The organism is Microbispora siamensis (genome assembly GCF_016863095.1).
Taxonomy (GTDB): Bacteria; Actinomycetota; Actinomycetes; order Streptosporangiales; family Streptosporangiaceae; genus Microbispora; species Microbispora siamensis.
The window spans coordinates 201,291-223,153 of sequence record NZ_BOOF01000004.1 but is presented as its reverse complement, the minus strand read 5'-3'; the positions used below and the strand labels follow the sequence as shown (position 1 = coordinate 223,153).

Below are 21,863 nucleotides of genomic sequence, written 5' to 3'. Positions count from 1 at the left end.
TGGCAGATTTCACTGACCGCCCGCAGGCGCAGGCCGTCGAAGCGGTGAGCCGCTCTTTGGTGTTCATGCCGAGGAGCGTGCCAGAGTGGCGCCATGAACCACCTGGATCGGCACGATCCGGTCACGAGGGCATGGGTGGCCGACGCCATCCAGGCCGTCGAGGCCGACGCCAACCGAAGCTGTGACACTCACCTGCATGTGTTCCCGCTCCCCTCGCACTGGGGTGTCGACCTCTATCTGAAAGACGAGTCGGTGCACCCGACCGGTTCACTCAAGCATCGACTCGCCCGGTCCCTCTTCCTGTACGGCCTGGCCAACGGCTGGATCGGGCCCACCACCACGATCATCGAGGCGTCCAGCGGATCCACCGCCGTGAGCGAGGCGTACTTCGCCCGGCTGCTCGGCCTGCCGTTCATCGCGGTGATCCCGGCGAGCACCTCGCCGGAGAAGCGGGAGATCATCGAGTTCTACGGCGGGAAGTGCCACCTGGTGGACGACCCGAGGGCGATCTACGACGAGTCGCACCGGCTCGCCGCCGAGACCGGCGGGCACTACATGGACCAGTTCACCTACGCCGAACGGGCGACGGACTGGCGGGGCAACAACAACATCGCCGAGAGCATCTTCCAGCAGATGGCCCTCGAACGGCACCCGGAGCCCGCGTGGATCGTGGTCGGGGCGGGCACCGGCGGCACCTCGGCGACGATCGGCCGCTACATCCGCTACCGCCGCCACCAGACCCGGCTGTGCGTCGCCGATCCCGAGGGCTCGGCGTTCTATCCGTCCTGGATCTCGGGCGAGGAGCACGGCGGCGCCGGATCGCGGATCGAGGGCATCGGCCGGCCGCGGGTCGAGCCGTCGTTCCTGCCGACGGTCATCGACCGGATGACCCAGGTGCCGGACGCCCTGTCGATCGCGGCCATGCACTGGGTCAGGGAGGTCACCCGCCGGGAGGTCGGCGGCTCGACCGGCACCAACATCGCGGCGGCGGTGCAGATCATCCGCGAGATGCGGGAGCGGGGTGAGCGCGGCAGCGTGGTCACGCTGATCTGCGACGGCGCCGAGCGCTACCGCGACACCTACGGCGACCCGCACTGGCTGTCGGAGCAGGGCATCGACATCGGCCCCCACATCGAAGAGCTGCGGGCCTTCCTCCGGAGCTGACGATCGGCGGGCCGGGGATCTCCGGCCCGCCGCCGTCTCCTGTTCGTCAGTCGCCCAGCAGCGCGTCGACGAAGACGTCGGGGTCGAACGGCGCGAGGTCGTCCGGCCCCTCGCCGAGGCCCACCAGCTTCACGGGCACGCCCAGCTCGCGCTGCACCGAGATCACGATGCCGCCCTTGGCCGTGCCGTCCAGCTTGGTCAGCGCGATGCCGGTGACGTTGACCACCTCGGCGAAGACCTGCGCCTGGCGCATGCCGTTCTGCCCGGTGGTCGCGTCGAGGACGAGGAGCACCTCGTCCACCGCCGCCTTCTTCTCGATGACCCGCTTGACCTTGCCCAGCTCGTCCATGAGGCCGGTCTTGGTGTGCAGCCGTCCCGCGGTGTCGATGATGACGGTGTCCGCCTTGTCCTCGATGCCCTTGGCCACGGCGTCGAAGGCCACTGACGCCGGGTCGCCGCCCTCCGGGCCGCGCACCACGCCCGCGCCGACGCGGTCACCCCACGTCTGGAGCTGGTCGGTCGCCGCCGCGCGGAAGGTGTCGGCGGCGCCGAGCACGACCTTCCTGCCGTCGCCGACCAGGACCCGGGCGAGCTTGCCCGAGGTCGTGGTCTTGCCGGTGCCGTTGACACCGACGACGAGGACGACGGCCGGCCGCTCCCCGTGCGGCTGGGTGTGCAGGGTGCGGTCCAGGTCCGGCGCGACCTGCGCGAGCAGTTCCTCGCGCAGCAGCTTGCGCACCTCCTCGGGGGTGCGGGTGCCGAGCACCTTCACCTTCGTCCGCAGCTCCTCCACCATCGCACGGGTGGGGGCCACGCCGACGTCGGCCGTGATCAGAGTCTCCTCGATCTCGTCCCAGACCTCGTCGTCGAGCCGGTCGCGCGACAGCAGTTCGAGCAGGCCCCGGCCGAGGACGTTCTGCGAACGGGCGAGCCTGCCGCGCAGCCGCACCATCCGGCCGGCCGAGGGCGGCGGGACCTCGATCTCGGGAGCCTTGATCAGCTCTTCGATCGGAGGGGCGGGCGGCGGCAGTGTGGTCGTCGTGCCGCCGTCCTCTTCGCCCAGCCCCGTCTTCGCGGGCTCCTCCGCAACGGGAGCCTTCGGCTCGGGCGGGGCCGGCGGCGCGGGCGGCAGGTCCTTCGCCTTCGGCCGGAACAACAGCCACAGGCCACCCACCGCCAATATGGCGACGATGGCCACGATCACGATGATGCCGAGGTAACCGTCCACACCATGCAGTTTCCCAGATCACCCGCATTACTCCGGCCAGGGCAACTCAATCGAGCGATCCGGAGGGGCGCGCCGCCGATCTGGACTGAGGAGCGCGCGGGAGCGAAGCGACCAAGCGCGACGAGGGAAGCGCTGATGGCGCGCCTCCGGCACGACCGGGCGGGTGTGAGCGCCCCGATGGTGAGCGGGAAACGCGAACTCCTCAGACCTTCTCGCGGAGGCGCTGGCTGACGACCTGGGTGACGCCGTCGCCGCGCATCGACACGCCGTACAGCGCGTCGGCGATCTCCATCGTGCGCTTCTGGTGCGTGATCACGATGAGCTGTGAGGTCTGTCTCAGTTCCTCGAACAGGGTGAGCAGCCGCTGCGTGTTGGTGTCGTCGAGTGCCGCCTCGACCTCGTCCATCACGTAGAACGGCGACGGGCGCGCCTTGAAGATCGAGATGAGGAACGCGACCGCCGTCAGCGACCGCTCGCCGCCGGACAGCAGCGACAGGCGCTTGACCTTCTTGCCGGGCGGCCTGGCCTCGACCTCGACGCCGGTCGTCAGCATGTCCTCGGGGTCGGTCAGCAGCAGGCGGCCCTCGCCGCCGGGGAAGACCCGCTGGAAGATTCCCTGGAACTCGCGTGCCACGTCCTCGTACGCCGCCGCGAAGACCTGCTCGACCCGGTCGTCGACCTCCTTGACCACGAGCAGCAGGTCGCGCCGGGTCTTCTTGAGGTCTTCGAGCTGCGAGGTGAGGAAGGCGTGCCGCTCCTCAAGCGCGGCGAACTCCTCCAGCGCCAGCGGGTTGACCTTGCCGAGCTGGGTCATCTGCCGTTCGGCCGCCCTGGCCCGCTTCTCCTGCTCCTCCCGGACGTACGGCACCGGCGGGTCGCCGGGCACCGGCACGCTCGGCCCGTATTCGGCGATCAGCGGTTCGAGCTCGATGCCGTACTCCTCCAGGGCACGCTGCTCCATCTGTTCCAGGCGCAGCCGCCGCTCGGTCCTGGCCATCTCGCTGCCGTGGACCCGGTTGACCAGCGCGTCCAGCTCGGAGCTGAGCTCCCGTACGCGCAGGCGCACCTGCTTGAGCTCGGCGTCGATCTGCCCGCGCGCCCGCTCGGCCTCGTCGCGTTCCTCGGCGGCCCGCGCGAGCGAGCCCTCCAGTGCGCTCAGGGCGGCACGGGCGCCGTCGGCCACCGCCGCCGCGATCTCCGCCTGCCTGCGGCGGCGTTCCCGGTCGGCCGCGGCCCGCGCGCGGTCCTGCCGCTCGCGCTGCGCCGCGCGCAGCAGGGCGTCGGCCCGTCCCGCGATGCCCCGCACCCGCTCCTCGGCCGTACGGACGGTCAGCCGGGCCTCCATCTCGGCCTGCCGGGTGACGCCGCAGGCGGCGGCCAGCTCGTCGCGGGTGTCGGTGGTCGGCTCCGCCTCCAGCTCGGCGGCGTACTCCGCCTCGGCGAGCTGCTCCTCCAGCTCCACCACCGCGGCCTGGGCCTGCTCGCGCGCCTCCTGCGCGTCCACGACGGACCGGCTCAGCCGGGCCGCCTCGTCCTGGGCGGCCTTGACGGCGGCCTCCAGCCGGGCGAGCTGCTTGGCCGCCGCCGCCGCCCGCTGGTCGGCCTCCCGCTGCCTGCCGCGCAGGCGGTCGAGCCCGGCCTGCGCGGCGTTCAGCCCGTTCTGCGCGGCGTTGACGCCGCTCTGGGCGGCGCTCACGCCGCTCTGCGCCTCCGTGACCCGCGCCTGCGCCTCCTCCAGCGCGAGCTGGCACTCCCGTTCGGCGGCCACGGCCTCGGCCAGCGCCTCCGCATGCCGTTCGGCCCCGGCTCTGGCGGTGGCGAGATCGGCGGCGGCCTCGTCTAGGGCCGTGCGCATCTGCAACAGCGAGGAGCCGCCGCCCGAGCCGCCGTGCGCGGCGTGGACGCCGAGCAGGTCGCCGGACGTCGTGACGGCCCGCAGCTCCGGATGGGCGTCCACGACCTTACGTGCGGTGAGCAGGTCGGGCACCACGACCACGTCGGACAGCAGCGCGTCCACGGCGGGGCGCAGCTCGTCCGGCACGGTCACCAGGTCGGCGGCCCATTCCGCGCCCGCGACGGGCACCTCCGGCCGCGCGGCGCCACTCTGTCCACGGCCACTCTGTCCACCGCCACTCTGGCCGCCGCCGCTCTGGCGGTCGCCCGCGATCAGGAGGGCGGCGCGGCCGGCGTCGGCCTCGCGCAGGTGCTCGACGGCCGCGACGGCGGCGGTGAGCGAGGCGACGGCCACCCCGTCCACGGCCAGCACGGCCGCGACGGCCGCCTCCGCCCCCGGACGTACGGCCAGCAGCGTGGCGATCGGGCCGAGCAGGCCGGGCAGCCCGGCGCCGAGCAGCGCGGCGGCGCCGTCCGCTCCCCCGGCCAGGCTCATCTCCAGGGCCTCGCACCGCGCCTGGAGAGCGGCGACCGCGCGCTGTGACTCCTGGTCGGCGGCCCGGGCCGTGCTCACGGCGGCCTTGGCGGCGGCCAGCGCGTCCCTGGGCGCGGCCAGGTCGGCCCGCGCCCGCTCCACGACGGCCTCGGCCTCCTCGGCCACGGCCCTGGCCTCCTCCACGGCGGCGCGGGCGAGGTCCACGCCTTCCTGCGCGGCCTCCAGCTCGGCCACGAGCTCGGGGTCGGCCGGCGGCTCGCTGAGCGCCTGCGCGTCGAGCTCGTCCTGGGCCTGCTCCGCGCGCCGGGTGGCGTCCTCGACGGCCTTGGTGAGCCTGCCGATCTCGTCTCCGGCGGCCCTGGCCCGGCTCCTGGCCGACTCGACCTGGCCCCGGAGGCGGGCGAGGGCCTCGCGGCGGTCGGCCGCGGCGCGGGAGGCGGCGGTCAGGCGCCGCTCCTCGGCGGCCAGCGCCTCCTCGGCCTCGGCGCGGACCTCGACGGCGGCCTCCAGGCGCTCGCGCGCCTCGTCCAGCTCCTCCGCCAGCACCCGCTCCTGCTCCCGCACCTCGGCGGCCTCGCGCTCCAGGTCCTCCGGGTCGCGCCCGCGCCGCTCGATGGACGCGGCGTCCGCGGCGTGCCGCCGCCGTTCGGCCGCGAGGCTCTCCACGCCGCGCAGCCGCTCCCGCAGGGCCGAAAGACGGTAGAAGGTCTCCTGGGCGGCCTTGAGGCGCGGCTGGGCCTCGTTCTCGGCCGCCTCAAGCTCGGCCTCCCGCCGCTGGCCCTCGGCCAGCTCCGCCTCCACCTGGGCACGCCGCGCCTGTACGGCCGCCTCGTCGGCCTCCTCCCGCTGCAGCGTGTCGCGCAAGGTGATCACGTCGTCGGCGAGCAGGCGAAGGCGCGCGTCACGCAGGTCGGCCTGGATGACGGCCGCCTTGCGGGCGATCTCGGCCTGCCTGCCCAATGGTTTGAGCTGGCGGCGCAGCTCGGCCACGAGGTCCTGGACGCGGGTCAGGTTGGCCTGCATCGCGTCGAGCTTGCGGAGCGCCTTCTCCTTGCGCTTGCGGTGCTTGAGTACGCCCGCGGCCTCCTCGATGAACGCCCGGCGCTCCTCCGGCCCCGCGTGCAGCACCTGGTCGAGCTGGCCCTGGCCGACGATGACGTGCATCTCCCGGCCGATGCCGGAGTCGGACAGCAGTTCCTGGATGTCCAGAAGGCGGCAGGTGTCGCCGTTGATGGCGTACTCGCTCTGGCCGGACCGGAACATCAGCCGGCTGATCGTCACCTCGGTGTAGTCGATCGGGAGCGCGCCGTCGGTGTTGTCGATAGTCAGCGTGACCTCGGCGCGGCCGAGAGGCGGGCGGCTGGAGGTGCCCGCGAAGATGACGTCCTCCATCTTGCCGCCGCGCAGCGACTTGGCGCTGTGCTCGCCCATCACCCACGCGAGCGCGTCCACGACGTTGGACTTGCCGGAGCCGTTGGGGCCCACCACGGCGGTGATGCCCGGCTCGAAGCGCAGGGTGGTGGCCGAGGCGAAGGACTTGAAGCCGCGTAAGGTGAGCGTCTTCAGGTACACGTCCGCCCCCCTCGGTGCCGCCTGGCGTTTGGGGGGAAAGACTACAGCTCCCGAGGGCCGGGTACGCGGGGATAGGCACCGGCGCCCGCTCGGGGAATGAATACGAGGTAACGACAAGCCGGGCGGTTCACCCGTCCCGCCCACGGCTCGTTATTTATGATCAGTTAGCCGCCGAATCAATTACCGGGGAACGACGGTGGAAATGGCAAGGGACGCCTTTGCGGGGCGTCCCTACAATCCTTTCCCGTTTCCTGCCGGACCTCAGGTGAGAGCCGGCTCGCGATCCTGCAGCCGGACCAGGGCCTCGTCACGAGTTTGCGCCGCAAGCGCGTCGTTCTGGGCCTGGAGCCGGGTGAGTTCTGCCTCGAGGTCGCGGATGCGCTGCTGGAGACGGCGCATTTCCGAGATCATCCGAGGGTCAGGACCGCCGACGTGGCCGAGTAGAGCCTTCGCCATAGTAAAGGGTCCTCCACGCTGAGTGACCAGACTGGTTCGCGCACTTCATGCCGCGGGAGGGGTGCGCGTGGTTCCTCTCAAGAGTCGCACCGGCAATGGAGACGGTCAAGTTGAACGCTCCGCACAGGCGTGCCGGTGGGCACTCTCGCTAGATAAATATACCGGATTTGAGGGGTTTGAGGGAAGCCCTACCTCTCGACAAACCCGGCGATACCTCTCTTCGCATCGCTCCAGCGCTCGACCACCCCCTCAACATGGCCGGGCGTGTCTCCGGTGCGTAACAACGACAGGAGCCTCTCGCACGACTCCCTCGGGCCCTCGGCGACGACCTCGACCCTCCCGTCGGCCAGGTTCGAGGCCCACCCGACGAGCCCGAGCTCGAGTGCGCGGGCACGGGTCCACCAGCGGAACCCCACACCCTGCACCCGTCCCCGGACCCATGCCGTCAACCGAACCACGCCTACAAGTATCCAGATCGACTTCGGCCGCGACAGCGGGGGGTGGCCTACGGGCGGGCGTTCCTCGGGCGGGGCTGGCACTTCGGGCAACTGTAGGAGGACCGGTTCATGAACGCCTCGCGCCGGACCGGCGCCCCGCAACGGCGGCACGGCTCGTCCCGTCTGCCGTAGACGGCGAGCGAGCGGTCGAAGTAGCCGCTCTCACCGTTCACGTTCACGTAGAGGCTGTCGAAGGAGGTCCCGCCCTGCCCGAGCGCCTCGGTCATGACCGCGCGGACCGCCGCGAGCAGTTCGGCGATCTTCGGCCGGGTCAGCGTCTCCGTCGGGCGCGCCCAGTGCAGGCGCGCGCGCCACAACGCCTCGTCCGCGTAAATGTTGCCCACCCCGCTGATCAGCGACTGGTCGAGCAGCGCCCGCTTGATCCCCGTACGGCGCAGCCGCAGCCGTACGGCGAACTCCGCGTCGTCGAAGGCGTCCTCCAGCGGGTCGGCGGCGATGTGCGCGATCGGCTCGGGCACCGGCCGCCCCCGCCCCGCGGTCATGGGCGCCACCAGGAGGTGCCCGAAGGTGCGCTGGTCGACGAAGCGTAACTCCAGGCCGCCGTCGGTGAAGCCCATGCGCACACGCAGGTGCTTCTCGATCGGCGACAACGGGTCCACGACGAGAAGCTGGCCGCTCATGCCGAGATGGGCGATCAGCGCCTCGCCGGGCTCCTCCTCGACGGAGGCACCGTCCCGCAGGGGCAGCCACAGGTATTTGCCGCGCCGCTCGGCAGACGCCAGCGTGCGGCCCTTGAGCTGGGCGGGCAGGTCGCCGACGTTGCGGCGTACCGCCCGGGGGTGCAGGACCTCGGCCGCGGCCACCGTCCGGCCGGCGACCCAGCTCTCCAGGCCCCTGCGGACGACCTCGACCTCGGGCAGTTCGGGCATGCGCCGTCTCCGGGGCTCAGGCGCGTACGGGGCCGGCGCCCTCGCGGGCGTCGCGCAGCGCGCGGATCGCGGTCCAGGCCGCCTCGGCCGCCTGCTGCTCGGCCTCCTTCTTGCTGCGCCCGGAGCCCTTGCCGTACTCCTTGCCGCCCACGCGCACGATCGCGGAGAACGACTTGGCGTGGTCGGGCCCGCTCTCGTCCACGTGGTATTCCGGCACGCCGAGCATCTCGGCGGCGGTGAGCTCCTGCAGGGACGTCTTCCAGTCGAGCCCGGCGCCGAGCGACGCCGACCGCGTGATGAGCGGGTCGAACAGCAGGTGGACGACGCGGAACGCCTCGTCGAGGCCCTTGTCGACGTACACGGTGCCGATCAGGGCCTCCAGCGTGTCGGCCAGGATGGACGACTTGTCCCGGCCGCCCGTGCCCTCCTCGCCGCGGCCGAGCCGCAGGTACTTGCCGAGGTCGAGCGTCCTGGCGACGTCCGCGAGCGCCCGCATGTTGACCACCGCGGCGCGCAGCTTGGCGAGCTGGCCCTCCGGCAGGTCCGGGTGGTTGCGGAACAGCGTGTCCGTCACCACGAGCCCCAGCACCGAGTCGCCCAGGAACTCCAGGCGCTCGTTCGTCGGCAGCCCGCCGTTCTCGTAGGCGTACGAGCGGTGCGTCAGCGCCCGTTCCAGGATGCCGGTGCTGAGCCGGACATCCAGGATCTGGGCCAGCTCGTCTCTGGCGACCTCGACGGGCACGGGCTTTACGGACGGCGCGGCCATGAAATCCTCCCAACTCCTAAGTGCAGGCAGGGCCGTGCACGGGAGGCAGGTGGGCCGGCCGAAGGCCCGAAGGCGTGGTGGACGCCGGTCCGCCGGGAGCCGATGGCCCCGGCGTCCACCACGGCCGCGGGCGTGCATGTCGGTGCGTACCGTCCAACCGCCACCGCACGTTCCTGTGAAGCACGGTAACGCCGACCGGGTCGTTTTGACGATCCGGCCGGCGTCCCGACGTCCCTTACCGCGCGATCAGGCCGACGGCTCGACGACCTGACGGCGGTTGTAGGTGCCGCAGGTCGGGCAGGCCACGTGCGGGCGCTTGGGCGAGCGGCACTGCGGGCAGCTCACGAGTGCGACCGCCGCCGCCTTCCACTGGGACCTGCGGGCGCGGGTGTTGCTCCGCGACATCTTCCGCTTGGGGACGGCCACGTCAACCCTCCTGATCGTCTTCCTGTTCCACAACCAAACCCTGCAGCGCCGCCCAGCGGGCGTCGATCGCTTCGTGCCGGTGGTCAGGGCCGGCCTCCGCCAGCCTGATCCCGCACTCCGCACAGAGACCGGGGCAGTCCTCACCGCACACCGGGCTCAGCGGCAGTGCGAGCACCACCGCGTCACGGAATACCGGCTCGAGATCGAGCAGTTCGCCGTCGAGGAGCAGATCGTCCTCTCCGGCGTCCTCCGCCGAGTAGAAGTAGAGCTCCTGGAAGTCGACCTCGATCTCCGAGGTCAACGGGTCCAGGCAGCGCGAGCACTCCCCCGTCAGGGGAGCCTGCGCCGTGCCCGTGACGAGCACGCCCTCCATCACCGCCTCGAGCCGGATGTCCAGCTCGACGTCGGCGTCCTTGGGAACGCCGATCATTCCGACCGCGAGGTCCACCGGTGCCGGGAGGACCGGGCTGAGCGTGCGCATCGATCCCGGTCGGCGCCCCAGGTCGTGGGTGGAGATCACCCAGGGGGCTCGGGGATCGAGGCTGTGCAGACTCATCCTGCTCTCGTTAGGCATGGCGAATCACCGCCGTCGTGCAAGGCTGAAAGGCAAGAATACCAGCCCCGGTTCAGCCTCTGAGCCGCTCCACGAGCAGCTGGTGGACGAGGTCGGGGACCAGGCCGGACACGTCCCCGCCGTACCGGGCGATTTCCTTGAGCCTGCTGGACGACAGGAAGGAGTACTCCGGGTTGGTGGACATGAACAGCGTCTCGACGCCCGACATCCGGTAGTTGAGCTGGGCCATCTGCAGCTCGTAGTCGAAGTCGCTGACCGCCCGCAGGCCCTTCACGATGGTCGGGATGCCCTGCTGCCTGCAGAAGTCGACAAGCAGGCCGTGGAACTTCTCGACCCGGACGTTGCCGTACTCCTTCGTCACCGCCTGGAGCATCTCGATGCGCTCGTCGACGGTGAACAGGCTGTGCTTCTCGATGTTGATGAGCACGGCCACGACGACCTCGTCATACAGCCGTGACGTCCGGCCGATGATGTCCAGATGTCCGTTGGTCACGGGATCGAACGACCCCGGGCAGACGACACGACGCAAGGCGCACCCCCATAGAGTCACGGGTTCCCGGCTGCGCGACCGTACCAAACGGCCGCTTCGCCGTATCGACGGACCCTGTCTTCCGTGAAGCCCGCGGGCCACACCAGGTCCTTACCCCTCGACTCCCGCTCGACGGCCACGAGCGCGCCCTCCGCGAGCCAGCCGTTGTCGCGCAGCGCCTCCAGCACCCGGGAGACCGCCTCGTCCGAGACGGCATAGGGCGGATCGGCGAAGACGAAGTCGTACGGCTCCTCGCACGGCCGGCCCACCACCCGTTCGACCTTGTCGGCCCGCAGGGACGCCCCCGGCAGCCCGAGCGACGCGATGTTCTCCCTGATCGTGCGTACGGCCCGGGCGTCCGACTCGACCAGCAGCGCGTGGGCGGCCCCCCTGCTCAGCGCCTCGAGCCCGACGGCGCCCGACCCGGCGTACAGGTCGAGGACCCGGGCCCCCTCCAGCGAGCCGAGCGCGGAGCCGACGGTGGCGAACAGCCCCTCCCGGGTGCGGTCGCTCGTCGGCCTGGTCGATCTCCCCGGCGGGACGGCCAGCCTGCGTCCCCCCGCCGTCCCTGCGATCACCCGCGTCACGCCTTCATTGTCCCGCCCGCGACGGCCTTCCCGGCACGGCGGGCGGAAGAGGCCGGGAAGATCGCACAGGTCAAGAGTGGGCAAGCGGCGGCGACGAATGAGTAAGAGCCGTATCGCGGGCTCCGTCACATGCGCATCATGAGTTCTGCGGCCTTCACGGTGACCCAGGGGAAGGCCGGCCGGCGTGGTCGTGAGCCCTTCCGCACGTCGGCGCCCTCGGCACCTGACCCGAGGGCGGGCCCGGCCGGGGACGGCATTCGGGGGGAGGCCGTCCCAAGGCTGGGCCCTGGGTCGTTAACGGGCGTCGTGTTCACACGGCGCCCGTTTCACTTTCCGGCCCGCACACCGGCGATCACGCCTTTTCGAGGAACTCTGCGCGTTCGTCGGCGACCATGGTGTCGATCTCGGCGCGCAGGGCCGGGTGAGCCGACAGCTCGGAGTCGGCGGACAGCAGGGCGGTCGCCTCGGCCCGGGCGGCCTCGATCACGTCCTCGTCGCGCAGGAGCTGCAGCAGCTTGAGCGAGGACCTGCGCCCCGACTGGGCGGCGCCGAGCACGTCGCCCTCCCGGCGCTGCTCCAGGTCGACACGGGACAGCTCGAAGCCGTCGAGGGTCGCCGCCACCGCGTCGAGCCTGCGGCGCGCCTGGGTGCCCTCCGGGGCCTCGCTCACGAGCAGGCACAGCCCGGGCAGCCCGCCCCGGCCCACCCGGCCGCGCAACTGGTGGAGCTGGGAGACGCCGAAGCGGTCGGCGTCCATGATGACCATCACCGACGAGTTGGGGACGTCGACGCCGACCTCGATGACCGTGGTCGCGACCAGGACGTCGATCTCGCCCCGGGAGAAGGCGCGCATCGCCGCGTCCTTGTCCTCGGGCGCGAGCTTGCCGTGCAGCGCCTCGATCCGCAGGCCGGCCAGCGGCCCCTCCGCGAGCATGCGCGCGACGTCGAGCACCGCCAGGGGCGGCCTGCGCTCGTCGTCGTCCTTCGCCAGGTCGCCCTCGTCGCCCTCCTGGTCGCCGATGCGCGGGCACACCACGTACGCCTGGCGGCCCAGGCCGACCTCCTCGCGTACCCGCTGCCAGGCGCGGTCGAGGAAGTGGGGCTTCTCCGCGGCGGGCACCACGTGGGTGGTGATCGGGGCCCGGCCCGACGGGAGCTGGGACAGCGTGGAGACCTCCAGGTCGCCGAACACGGTCATCGCGACCGTCCGCGGGATCGGCGTCGCCGTCATGACCAGCACGTGGGGACGTCCGCCGCCGCCCTTCTCACGCAGCGCGTCGCGCTGCTCGACGCCGAACCTGTGCTGCTCGTCCACCACGACCAGCCCGAGGTCGGCGAACTGGACGTGCTCCTGCAGCACGGCGTGGGTGCCGATCACGATGCCGGCCGCGCCTGAGGCGGCGTCGAGCAGCGCGCTGCGCCGCGCGGCGGCCCCCATCGAGCCGGTGAGCAGCGCGACCGAGGTTCCGCCGAACATCCCACCGGCCGCGAGGTCGCCCAGCATGTTCACGATCGACCGGTGGTGCTGCTGGGCGAGGACCTCGGTGGGGGCGAGCAGCACGGCCTGCCCGCCCGAGTCGACCACCTGGAGCATCGCGCGCAGCGCGACCACGGTCTTGCCCGCGCCGACCTCGCCCTGCAGGAGCCGGTGCATGGGGTGTTCACGGGCGAGGTCGGCGGCGATCTCCTCGCCCACCTGCCGCTGCCCCTCGGTGAGCTGGAACGGCAGCCGCTTGTCGAACTCGCGCAGCAGCCCGTCGTCGCGCCCGGGGCGGGCCCTGGCGAGCCAGGCGGACGCGGCCATGCGCCGCCGCACCAACACGGCCTGCAGGACGAACGCCTCGTCGAACTTCAGCCGGTCGTGCGACCGGGCGACGTCCGCCTGGCTGCGGGGCCGGTGGACGCGCCGCAACGCCTCCTCGATCGGCAGCAGCCCCAGCCGCTCCCGTATCTCGGCGGGCACCGGGTCGTCCAGGCTGAGCACGTCGAGCACCGTGCGCACGGCCCGGCGGATCTTCCAGCTCGGCAGCCCCTGGGCGGAGGGGTAGATCGGCACCAGCGCGGAGGCGAACTCCTCGGCCGTCTCCTCCGTCTCGTCGAACGACTCGTACTCGGGATGGGTGAGCGAGACGCGCCTGGTCCTGCCGCCGACGAAGACGCCGACCTTGCCGGAGAACATCGCCTCGGTGCCGGGGGTGAGCCGCTGCTCGGCGACGTAGGCGCCCTTGCCGAAGAAGGCCAGGTGCAGCTTCTCCTTGCCGTCGGTCACCTCGATGTCGAGCCAGGTGCCCTGCCGGTTCTTCATCGGCCTGCGCACGGCGGACGACACCTTGGCGACCACGGTGACGTGCTCGTCGTGCTCCAGTGACGCGATGGGCGTCAGCTCTCCCCGCTGCGCGTACCGCCGCGGATAGTGGCGCAGCAGTTCACCGACCGTGCTGATGCCCAGCGCGCTCTCCAGCGGGGCGGCCGACCTGCCGACCACCTTCTTGAGCGGCTCGTCGAAGCTCGTCACGACACCAATTCCTACCCGTACAGGCCGACAATCCGGCTACTCGACGCCGATCAGGAGGGGATAGCCGCCCTGCCCGCCCTCGTACACGACGATCTCCAGGTCCGGGCGGGCCCGCTCCAGATGGTCGCGTACGGCGTCGAGCAGCGCCTCGGGCGCGCCGGCGCCGGTGACGAGCGTGACCATCTCGCTGCCGCCGGAGACCAGGCGCCGGGCGACCTCGACCGCGGTCGCCGCCAGGTCCGCGCCGATCAGCGCGACCTCGCCGTCCACCACCCCGAGCACGTCGCCGGGGCGGCAGATCCCGGCGCTGGTCATCGCCTCGCGGTCGGCCACCCACACGTGCCCGTGGCGGGTGTGCCCGGCGGCGTCGGTCATCGCCACGATGTCGTCGTCGAAGCGGCGCAGCGGGTCGTGCACGGCCAGCGCGGCCAGGCCCTGCACCGACGCCCGGGTGGGCAGGACGCTGACCGTCACGCCCTCCTCCCTGGCGATCTCCGCGGCGGCCACGGCGACGTCGTACACGGCCGCGTCGTTGGGCAGCACCGCGACCTCGGCGCCGGCCTCGCGGACGGCCCGCAGCAGGGCCGCCGCCGCCGGGGCCGAGCCCGGCTCGCGCCGCACGACCACCGCTCCCGCCTCCCGGAACAGCGCGGCCAGGCCGTCACCGGCGGCGACCGCGACGACGCCCCTGGCCGGGGCCGGCTCGTGCGGCCGTCCCCCGAGATAGGTCACCTTGATCCGGTGCGGGCGCCCGGCCCGCAGCCCGGCCTCGATCGCCGCGCCCGCGTCGTCCACATGGACGTGGACGTTCCACAGGCCCTTTCCACCGACGATCACCAGGCTGTCCCCCAGCGCGTCGAGCTCGTCCCTCAGCCGGTCCACTTCGTGCGCGCCCGCGTCCAGGAGGTACATGACCTCGTAACCGGGGCCGTCCCCGTCCCGCCGTCCGAGCTCCTCCGGCGCGATCCGCGCGGCGGGGGCGGGCACCTCGTGCCGCTCGCTGTACGCCTCGGTCACCACCTCGGCCAGGCTCTCCAGCATGATCACCAGCCCGGCCGCGCCCGCGTCCACCACGCCGTTGCGGGACAGCACGCCGAGCTGACCCGTCGTACGGCGCAGCGCCCGCCGCGCCTCCTCCGCCGCCCGGCGGGCCACCTCGGCCAGGTCGTCGGGCGCGTCGCGTACGGCATGCGCCGCGTCCGACAGGACGCTCAGCACGGTGCCCTCCACCGGCCGGACCACCGCCGCCCTGGCCATCTCGGCCGCCCTCGTCAGCCCGTCGCGCAGGTCGGCGCCGCCTCCCGGCGCATGCCCGAGCACCTCGCCCATGCCCCTGACGGCCTGGCTGACGATCACTCCCGAGTTGCCCCGCGCGCCGAGCAGGGCCCCGCGCGTCAGGGCCTCCCACGTGGCGTCCGCGTCGGCGTCGCCGGGCAGCGCGTCCACCGCCTCGGCCGCCGACAGGATCGTGAGGTGCAGGTTGGTGCCGGTGTCGCCGTCGGGCACGGGGAACACGTTGAGCGCGTCGATCTCCGCCCTGGCCCGGCCGAGGGCCGCCGCGCAGTGGCGGGACCAGCGGCGCACCGCGGGAGGATCGAGCACCTTGAGCATCGGCCGACCTTCCTTCCGCGCGCTCCAGCCCCTCGATGCGCTACCGTTGGCGGGTACGAGACTATCCCCGTTCGCCGGAGTCCCGTTTGGCGTGCACCGGTGAACATCGGATATCCTCGTGTGGCCAGCCGGTTGTCCCGGCATTGCTCGGACGAGCCGCTGCACCGGCGCCGGGCCGATCGACTGATTCAAAGGAGCGATTACCGTGGCTTCCGTCTGCGACGTCTGCGCCAAGAAGCCGATCTTCGGCAACAACATCTCCCACTCGCACCGCCGCACCCGCCGCCGCTGGAACCCCAACATCCAGACCGTGCGCGCGGTGGTCAACGGGACGCCGAAGCGGATGAACGTCTGCACCTCCTGCATCAAGGCGGGCAAGGTCTCGCGCTGACCGACTGACTCCCACGAGAGCCCGTCACCGAACCGGTGGCGGGCTCTCGTGCTCCTGTGACCCGACCGGCGACCGGCACGGATATGCGCCGGAATATCCCTGGCACGGCGCGGTTGACCACGATCATGACCCAGATTCTCGTGACGGGCGCGACCGGCAACGTCGGCCGGGAAGTCGTCACTCAGCTCGTATCCGCCGGTGTCCCGGTGCGCGCGTTCGTGCGCGATGCCCTGACGACCCGCCTGCCCGAAGGCGTGGAGATCGCGGCAGGAGACCTGTCCGAGCCGGAAACCCTGGAAAGGGCGCTGAGCGGGATCACGACGGTGTTCCTGGTCTGGCCCTTCCTCACGTCCGAGGGCGCGCCGGCCGTCCTCGCCACGATCGCGGGCTCCGCCCGCCGCCTCGTGTACCTGTCGTCGTCGGGTGTGGACGATAACGCCGAACGGCAGACCGATCCGATCTACCGGCTCCACGCCGACATGGAGAGCCTCATCACGGCGTCGGGGCTGGAGTGGACCATCCTGCGGGCCGACACGATCGCCTCCAACGCCCTGGGGTGGGCCGGGCAGATCCGGCAGGACGGTGTCGTACGCGGCCCCGACATCGCCCCCACGGCGGTGGTCCACCAGGCCGACGTCGCGGCCGTGGCGGCGCGCGTGCTCACTGGCGACGGGCACGTGGGCGCCAGGTACGTGCTGACCGGACCACAGGTGGTGAGCAGGGCCGACCAGGTCCGCATGATCGGAGAGGCGATCGGCCGTCCCCTGCGCTTCGAGAAGGTCCCCGTGGAGACGGCACGGGAGCGGATGCTCGCGGACGGCAGGCCGCCCGCCCTGGTCGAGGCACTGCTGGCGAGCACACGACGGCCCCGCTCCGACCTGATCACCTCGACGGTGGAGGAGATCACCGGAAGACCCGCGCGGACGTTCCGGGAATGGGCCGCCGACCACGCCGCCGACTTCCGCTGAGTCCGCTGGGGCCTGCCGCTGACGACTCAGGCGTCCGTCCGCATCCGCCAGCCGTGGTCCACGGGACCGATGCCCATGCCCAGCGGGAAGCCGTGCGCGATGGCGCCCGTGACGTACTCCTTGGCCCGCCGTACGGCGCCGGGCACGTCCTCGCCGAGAGCGAGGTACGACGCGATCGCGGAGGCGAGCGTGCAACCGGTGCCGTGGGTGTGCCGGTTGTCGTGCCGCTCGGCGGTGAAGCGGTGCTCGCTCGACCCGTCGGTGAGCAGGTCCACCGGCTCGCCGGGGAGGTGACCGCCCTTGATCAGCGCCCACTTCGGGCCGAGGGCCAGCACGGCCTCGGCGGCGCGGGGCAGGTCGTCCTCATCCTCGACCTTGACGCCCGTGAGCTGCTCGACCTCCCACAGGTTGGGGGTGACCACGGTCGCGGTCGGCAGCAGCACGCTCTTGACGGTCTCCACGGCCTCCGGCGCGAGCAGGCTGTCGCCGTGCTTGGAGACGCCGACCGGGTCCACCACGACGGGCGCGGTCACGCCCGCGAGCACCTCCGCGACGGTCTCCACCAGCACGGACGACGCCAGCATGCCCGTCTTGATCGCCTGGGCTCCGATGTCGCCGAGGACCGAGTCGAGCTGTGCCCGCACCGCCTCGGGGGGCAGTTCCCAGTAGCCCTGCACGCCCAGTGAGTTCTGCGCCGTCACGGCCGCGATGACGCTCATGCCGTGCACGCCGAGAGCCAGCATCGTCTTCAGGTCGGCCTGGATCCCGGCGCCGCCGCCGGAGTCCGAGCCCGCGATGGTCAGGACACGTGGTGGGGTGGTCATGCGCCCATCCAACCAAAACGCCGGCCACTCGCCGGAAAACGCCCCATCCCCGGGGCGGACACCCCGGCCGGGCGGGCCCGATCAGGGCGGGCGTCCCGGCGGAGCGGGCGTCGCGGCGGGGCGGGCGTCGCGGCGGGGCGGTCAGTCGCGGTGCCGGGAGTGGCCGGGGCCGGTGACTTCGCATCGCCCCTCCGAGAGCACGCAGTCGGCGGGCGCGGCGGACGGGCCGTCGGCGTGGATGGTCAGCGTCAGCGTGCCGCCCTCGCCCAGCGCGGTCTGCGAGCTCAGGGTCAGGGTGTCTCCCTGCTGCCTCCAGTCCGCCCCCTCGACCGCCGTCACCTGCCCGCCGACGGCCAGCCGGATGGTCCAGGCGGGCAGGGCCGGCCCCTCGTTGCGTACGGTGAGCCGGGCCGCGTACCCGCTCCCGTCACGGTGTGTGACCGTGAAGCGCAGCCGCACCGCCGGGCCGCCGGCGGCCAGAGCGGACTTCGTCTGCGCCGTGTCCGCGCCAGTAGAGCCGGTCGTGCCGGTCGAGCCCGCGTCGGCCGCGTCCGTGCCCGAAGTGCCCCCGGTGTTCCCTGTGCTCCCGGTGTTCCCTGTGCTCCCGCTGTTCCCGCTGTCGCCGGGCGTGGTGTCGCCGGGGGCCGCGTCGTTATCGGGCACGACCTCCGCCGTGTCCGGGACGGCCGTGACCGTGGCGGGAGCATCGCCCACCCGCGGAGACGCGTGGGCCGACGCACGCGGGGCGGCGGTGGACGGGGTGCGCGTACGGGCGGACGTGTGGTCGCGATCCCTGCCCTTCGAGGTCGCCGTGGAAACCGGTGTGGCCTGAGGAGCCGCCGATCCGCCCTGCCCGGTGTCGTCCTGCCCGGAACCGGTCTTGCCGGAGCCTGACTGGTCCTGGCCGTTCTGGACCGGGTCGCCGGTCGGATCGCCGGGCGCGGACGTCTCACCGAGGGCCTGGCCGGAGCCGGACGCTCCGTACGGCCCGCCCGCGGCGGCGCAGTTCCCGGACGTCGGGCAGGCCGTCGTCGGCTGCTCCATGATCAGGGAGGTCCGACCGGCGATCAGCCGTGCGCCGCCGGCCGTGACGCCCACGGCCAGCAGCACGGACAGCCCCGACACGAGCGCGAGCCGCCGCGTACGCCTCGGCCGCTTCGCGCGCCCGTCCCGGCCCCGCCCCGAAGAGCCGCGGCCCTCGGACGTCGTCAGATGCTCGGACATCATCAGGTGCTCGGACGATGCCAGGCTCTCGGACTCCAGCCTCTCGGGCGACAGGGCGGCGAACATCCGGGTCGTCGCCTCCGAGGGCGGCACGGGCCACGGCACAGCCCCACCGGCCTGTGCGGCGTCACCCGGCGTCGCCGGAGGACGGAAGGCCAGATGGTCCGGGCCTGCGGCCCGCCCCGGAGGATCGTCCTGAGCCGGGGAGGGCTGTCCCTCTCGCGCGTTGCGTCCTGCGGTGTGACGGCCCATGACGGTCCTTCCTGTTGCCTGACCGCCATACTTAATAACAGATCTAATACGCCTATGTCACAAATTTCACATCAAGCACGGAAGTGATCCCATCCCCCTCTGGTCCAGGTGCGTCCGTCGACCCGCACTCCGCGACCTTCCGTGACCGCCCCCACACGCGTCCACTCGGGCGGCAGCCGTACCTCGGGAGGGAACGTCGCGGCCAGAGCGTGGTCGTCACCGCCGGTCAGCACCCACTCCAGGGGGTCCGCGCCGAGTTCGCGCGCCGCCGCGGACAGCGCCTCCGGCACGGGCAGGGCGGCGGCGTCCAACTCGACGGCCACGCCGCTCGCGTCGGCGACGTGCCCGAGGTCCTGCAGCAGGCCGTCGCTGACGTCGAGCATGGCCGTCGCGCCGAGCAGTGCGGCCCGCGGGCCGCACGGGTACGGCGGCCGGGGACGGTGGTGCGCCTCCAGCAGGGTCACGAGATCCGGGGAACCGCCGGTCACCCCCGCCCCGAGCAGGGCCAGGCCGGCCGCCGCGTGGCCGAGGCGCCCCGCCACCGCGACCACGTCACCAGGCCGCGCGCCCGACCGGGTCACCGGAGCCCTGCCGCCGAGGTCGCCCAGCGCGGTCACGCCGAGCACGACGGCGTCAGAACGGGCGATGTCGCCGCCCGCCACGGTCGCCCCCACCAGGTCGCACTCGTCGCGGAAGCCGTCGGTCAGGGCGTCCACCCAGTCGGTGCCGACGTCCGCGGGCAGGCCCAGGCCGACCACGAGGGCGGTGGGATCGGCCCCCATGGCAACGATGTCGGAAAGGTTCTGCGCCGCCGCCTTACGGCCGATGTCGTAGCCACTCGACCAGTCGCGGCGGAAGTGCCTACCCTCGATCAGTAGATCCGTGCTCACGACAACCCGGCCGTCGGGGGCCTTCAGGACCGCGGCGTCGTCGCCGGGGCCCAGCAGTACGGCCGCGGTCCGCGGAAGGCGTCCCGATATCCGCTGAATTACTCCGAATTCGCCGAGATCTCCGACTGTGATAGCACACCCCTAGTGCATTCGAGGTACGGTTACGCTCCGGCACTGATCTCTACCCGGAGGACGTCATGGTGCAGGCCTACATCCTTATCCAGACCGAGGTCGGCAGGGCCGCCAATGTGGCCGAGGAGATCTCCTCCATCCCCGGGGTGACACAGGCCGAGGATGTCACCGGCCCCTACGACGTGATCGTCCGCGCCCAGGCCAACAACGTGGACGAGCTCGGCAAGCTCGTGGTGGCCCAGATCCAGGCCGTGCACGGCATCACCCGTACACTGACGTGTCCGATCGTCCACATCTGAGCGGAACACGAGCCGGGGAGACGATGCGAGAGGCGAAGGGGCCCGTACGCGCCGCGCAGGCAGGCACCCGCGCCGCGCTGGCAGGCACGGCCCTGGCGGCGCTCGCCCTGCTCGCCGGCTGCTCGTCCACCGTCCACGTGGAGCCGCCCACGCCGACCGGCGAGGCGGCGGCGGCCTGCCGCAAGCTCGACGCGGCGCTGCCGAAGACGCTCGACGGGCTCGGCCGGGCCGCCTCCGAGCCGCCCTCGCCGTACGTCGCCGTCTGGGGCGACGGCCAGATCGCCCTGCGCTGCGGCGTGCCCCGGCCGGCCAACATGGAGCCGACGGCGGAGGTCGCCGACATCAACGGCGTCGGCTGGTTCCAGGACCCGCGCCGGCCGACGCTGTTCACGTCGACCAACCGGGTCGCGTACGTCGAGGTGACGATCGGGCAGGAGCACCAGGCCGGGGCCGTGCTGGTCGACCTCGCCGAGCCGATCAAGTCGAGCATCCCGGAGTAGCTACCGCAGGCCCGCGGGCCTGCGCAGCGCGAGCTGGATCAGCCGGTCGACCAGGGCGGCGTACGGCAGGCCGGTGGCGGCCCACAGCTGCGGCGCGACCGACAGCGACGTGAAGCCCGGCATGGTGTTGATCTCGTTGACGATCAGCTCGCCGGACGGCGTGTAGAAGAAGTCGACCCGCGACAGGCCCTCGCAGCCCAGCGCCTCGAACGCGCGCACGGCCATGGACCGCACCGTCTCCGCCACCTCGGCGGGGATGTCGGCCGGCGCCTGGAGCGCCATCTGGTCGGGGTAGTACTTGGCCTCGAAGTCGAAGAACTCGCGCTCGCCCCGGACGAGCACCTCGCCGGGGACGCTCGCCTCGGGTGCGTCGTCGCCGAGCGACTCCAGCACCGCGCACTCGACCTCCCGGCCGACGATGGCGGCCTCGACCAGCACCTTCGGGTCGTGCTCGCGGGCGAGTTCGATCGCCGCCTCCAGCGACTCGGGGTCGTGCGCCTTGGAGATGCCCTGCGACGACCCGGCCCGGGACGGCTTGACGAACACCGGCCAGCCCAGTTCCTCGATCTCCTTGAGCACCCGGCCACGGTCGAGCCGCCAGTCGCGGTCGCGTACGACCACGAACGGGCCGACGGGCAGCCCGGCGGCGCGCAGCACGAGCTTCATGTACGCCTTGTCCATGCCGACCGCGCTGGCCAGCACGCCCGAGCCCACGTAGCGGACCCCGGCCATCTCCAGCAGGCCCTGGATCGTCCCGTCCTCGCCGAACGGGCCGTGCAGCATGGGGAACACGACGTCCACCCGGCCGAGCGCGCGCGGGATCTCACCGGACTCGAGTGCCACGAGGGCGCCGGAGTCCCCGGGGAGCGCGAGCGCCGTGCCGGAGTCGTCCACGACGGGCAGGCGGCCGGACTCGATCGCGTAGGACTGGTTGCCCGACGCCAGCACCCAGCGCCCGTCCTGGGCGATGCCGATGGGGATGACCTCGTACTTCGACCGGTCGATGGCCTCCAGCACACTGCCTGCGCCCATCAGGGAGACGGCGTGCTCGGAGTTGCGGCCGCCGAAGACGACTGCCACGCGCACGCGTGACGGGGACTCGCGATCCTCATTCATGATGCCCGAATCTACCGTGTTCGAGGCGCAAAACGGCTTGTCAGCCGCGCGCGTCGCGGAGGT

21 protein-coding genes are annotated in these 21,863 nt (G+C 72.4%); 5 read left to right on the top strand and 16 right to left on the bottom strand.

The genetic code is table 11. The annotated features are described in order from the left end of the window. Positions 1-93 precede the first annotated feature (93 nt). Positions 94-1,164: a PLP-dependent cysteine synthase family protein gene (locus tag Msi02_RS05375; protein WP_204047323.1), complete on the top strand. Its 1,071-nt coding sequence runs from the start codon at positions 94-96 to the stop codon at positions 1,162-1,164. Positions 1,165-1,210: 46 nt separating this feature from the next. On the opposite strand, the gene ftsY is transcribed toward Msi02_RS05375, so the two are convergent. The 12 genes from ftsY to fakA form a co-directional block, all read right to left on the bottom strand. Continuing rightward, on the bottom strand, positions 1,211-2,392 hold the full coding sequence (gene ftsY / locus Msi02_RS05370; protein WP_204047322.1) for a signal recognition particle-docking protein FtsY: 1,182 nt from the start codon (positions 2,390-2,392) through the stop codon (positions 1,211-1,213). A gap of 202 nt (positions 2,393-2,594) precedes the next feature. Further along, entirely contained in the window at positions 2,595-6,353 is a 3,759-nt protein-coding gene (locus tag Msi02_RS05365) for a chromosome segregation SMC family protein (RefSeq protein WP_204047321.1), read from the bottom strand. 261 nt (positions 6,354-6,614) lie between these two features. Then, a complete protein-coding gene (locus tag Msi02_RS05360; protein WP_036331364.1) occupies positions 6,615-6,809 on the bottom strand; it encodes a hypothetical protein in 195 nt (64 codons plus the stop codon). Positions 6,810-6,997: 188 nt separating this feature from the next. Continuing rightward, on the bottom strand, positions 6,998-7,267 hold the full coding sequence (locus tag Msi02_RS05355) for an acylphosphatase (protein WP_179154936.1): 270 nt from the start codon (positions 7,265-7,267) through the stop codon (positions 6,998-7,000). Between the two features lie 47 nt (positions 7,268-7,314). After that, positions 7,315-8,196, bottom strand: a complete 882-nt coding sequence (mutM, locus tag Msi02_RS05350) for a bifunctional DNA-formamidopyrimidine glycosylase/DNA-(apurinic or apyrimidinic site) lyase (protein WP_204047320.1) — start codon at positions 8,194-8,196, stop codon at positions 7,315-7,317. 16 nt (positions 8,197-8,212) lie between these two features. After that, positions 8,213-8,962 (bottom strand): ribonuclease III, encoded by a 750-nt coding sequence (gene rnc / locus Msi02_RS05345; protein ID WP_079312692.1) that lies wholly within the window; start codon positions 8,960-8,962, stop codon positions 8,213-8,215. Positions 8,963-9,208: 246 nt separating this feature from the next. After that, positions 9,209-9,388, bottom strand: coding sequence for a 50S ribosomal protein L32 (rpmF, locus tag Msi02_RS05340; RefSeq protein WP_030506036.1), 180 nt, complete (start codon positions 9,386-9,388; stop codon positions 9,209-9,211). 1 nt (position 9,389) lies between these two features. After that, positions 9,390-9,944: a YceD family protein gene (locus Msi02_RS05335; RefSeq protein WP_204047319.1), complete on the bottom strand. Its 555-nt coding sequence runs from the start codon at positions 9,942-9,944 to the stop codon at positions 9,390-9,392. 70 nt (positions 9,945-10,014) lie between these two features. Further along, on the bottom strand, positions 10,015-10,491 hold the full coding sequence (gene coaD, locus Msi02_RS05330; RefSeq protein ID WP_079312696.1) for a pantetheine-phosphate adenylyltransferase: 477 nt from the start codon (positions 10,489-10,491) through the stop codon (positions 10,015-10,017). Positions 10,492-10,508: 17 nt separating this feature from the next. Next, entirely contained in the window at positions 10,509-11,078 is a 570-nt protein-coding gene (gene rsmD, locus Msi02_RS05325) for a 16S rRNA (guanine(966)-N(2))-methyltransferase RsmD (RefSeq protein ID WP_204047318.1), read from the bottom strand. Between the two features lie 352 nt (positions 11,079-11,430). Then, the gene (gene recG, locus Msi02_RS05320; RefSeq protein ID WP_204047317.1) at positions 11,431-13,593 is read right to left on the bottom strand and encodes an ATP-dependent DNA helicase RecG; all 2,163 of its coding nucleotides are present in this window, start codon (positions 13,591-13,593) and stop codon (positions 11,431-11,433) included. A 36-nt stretch (positions 13,594-13,629) separates the two neighbouring features. After that, positions 13,630-15,204, bottom strand: a complete 1,575-nt coding sequence (gene fakA, locus Msi02_RS05315; RefSeq protein WP_204047316.1) for a DAK2 domain-containing protein — start codon at positions 15,202-15,204, stop codon at positions 13,630-13,632. Between the two features lie 205 nt (positions 15,205-15,409). On the opposite strand from fakA, the gene rpmB reads away from it, so the two are divergent. Beyond that, positions 15,410-15,595, top strand: coding sequence for a 50S ribosomal protein L28 (rpmB, locus tag Msi02_RS05310; RefSeq protein ID WP_079312702.1), 186 nt, complete (start codon positions 15,410-15,412; stop codon positions 15,593-15,595). A gap of 125 nt (positions 15,596-15,720) precedes the next feature. After that, on the top strand, positions 15,721-16,563 hold the full coding sequence (locus Msi02_RS05305) for an NAD(P)H-binding protein (protein ID WP_204047315.1): 843 nt from the start codon (positions 15,721-15,723) through the stop codon (positions 16,561-16,563). Between the two features lie 26 nt (positions 16,564-16,589). On the opposite strand, the gene thiD is transcribed toward Msi02_RS05305, so the two are convergent. From thiD to Msi02_RS05290, 3 genes are all read right to left on the bottom strand, one after another. Further along, positions 16,590-17,387, bottom strand: coding sequence for a bifunctional hydroxymethylpyrimidine kinase/phosphomethylpyrimidine kinase (thiD, locus tag Msi02_RS05300; RefSeq protein ID WP_204047314.1), 798 nt, complete (start codon positions 17,385-17,387; stop codon positions 16,590-16,592). Between the two features lie 141 nt (positions 17,388-17,528). Next, positions 17,529-18,716, bottom strand: a complete 1,188-nt coding sequence (locus tag Msi02_RS05295) for a hypothetical protein (protein ID WP_204047313.1) — start codon at positions 18,714-18,716, stop codon at positions 17,529-17,531. Positions 18,717-18,934: 218 nt separating this feature from the next. After that, positions 18,935-19,885, bottom strand: coding sequence for a thiamine-phosphate kinase (locus tag Msi02_RS05290; RefSeq protein WP_204047508.1), 951 nt, complete (start codon positions 19,883-19,885; stop codon positions 18,935-18,937). Positions 19,886-19,950: 65 nt separating this feature from the next. On the opposite strand from Msi02_RS05290, the gene Msi02_RS05285 reads away from it, so the two are divergent. Both Msi02_RS05285 and Msi02_RS05280 read left to right on the top strand, forming a co-directional pair. After that, complete coding sequence (locus Msi02_RS05285; RefSeq protein WP_030506047.1) at positions 19,951-20,184, top strand: Lrp/AsnC family transcriptional regulator; 234 nt, start codon at positions 19,951-19,953, stop codon at positions 20,182-20,184. Positions 20,185-20,207: 23 nt separating this feature from the next. Continuing rightward, positions 20,208-20,684: a DUF3515 domain-containing protein gene (locus Msi02_RS05280; protein ID WP_204047312.1), complete on the top strand. Its 477-nt coding sequence runs from the start codon at positions 20,208-20,210 to the stop codon at positions 20,682-20,684. Here the strand turns inward: Msi02_RS05280 and Msi02_RS05275 are convergent, their stop codons facing one another. Beyond that, entirely contained in the window at positions 20,685-21,800 is a 1,116-nt protein-coding gene (locus Msi02_RS05275) for a D-alanine--D-alanine ligase family protein (protein ID WP_079312716.1), read from the bottom strand. Positions 21,801-21,863 lie beyond the last annotated feature (63 nt).

Excerpts from the sequence above, each read along its gene's own strand:
- Msi02_RS05375 (WP_204047323.1), top strand. The coding sequence starts at position 94 with ATGAACCACCTGGATCGGCACGATCCGGTCACGAGGGCATGGGTGGCC.
- Msi02_RS05360 (WP_036331364.1), bottom strand. The coding sequence starts at position 6,809 with ATGGCGAAGGCTCTACTCGGCCACGTCGGCGGTCCTGACCCTCGGATG.
- mutM (WP_204047320.1), bottom strand. The coding sequence starts at position 8,196 with ATGCCCGAACTGCCCGAGGTCGAGGTCGTCCGCAGGGGCCTGGAGAGC.
- rnc (WP_079312692.1), bottom strand. The coding sequence starts at position 8,962 with ATGGCCGCGCCGTCCGTAAAGCCCGTGCCCGTCGAGGTCGCCAGAGAC.
- Msi02_RS05335 (WP_204047319.1), bottom strand. The coding sequence starts at position 9,944 with ATGAGTCTGCACAGCCTCGATCCCCGAGCCCCCTGGGTGATCTCCACC.
- fakA (WP_204047316.1), bottom strand. The coding sequence starts at position 15,204 with ATGCTCAAGGTGCTCGATCCTCCCGCGGTGCGCCGCTGGTCCCGCCAC.
- Msi02_RS05305 (WP_204047315.1), top strand. The coding sequence starts at position 15,721 with ATGACCCAGATTCTCGTGACGGGCGCGACCGGCAACGTCGGCCGGGAA.
- thiD (WP_204047314.1), bottom strand. The coding sequence starts at position 17,387 with ATGACCACCCCACCACGTGTCCTGACCATCGCGGGCTCGGACTCCGGC.
- Msi02_RS05285 (WP_030506047.1), top strand. The coding sequence starts at position 19,951 with ATGGTGCAGGCCTACATCCTTATCCAGACCGAGGTCGGCAGGGCCGCC.
- Msi02_RS05280 (WP_204047312.1), top strand. The coding sequence starts at position 20,208 with ATGCGAGAGGCGAAGGGGCCCGTACGCGCCGCGCAGGCAGGCACCCGC.
- Msi02_RS05275 (WP_079312716.1), bottom strand. The coding sequence starts at position 21,800 with ATGAATGAGGATCGCGAGTCCCCGTCACGCGTGCGCGTGGCAGTCGTC.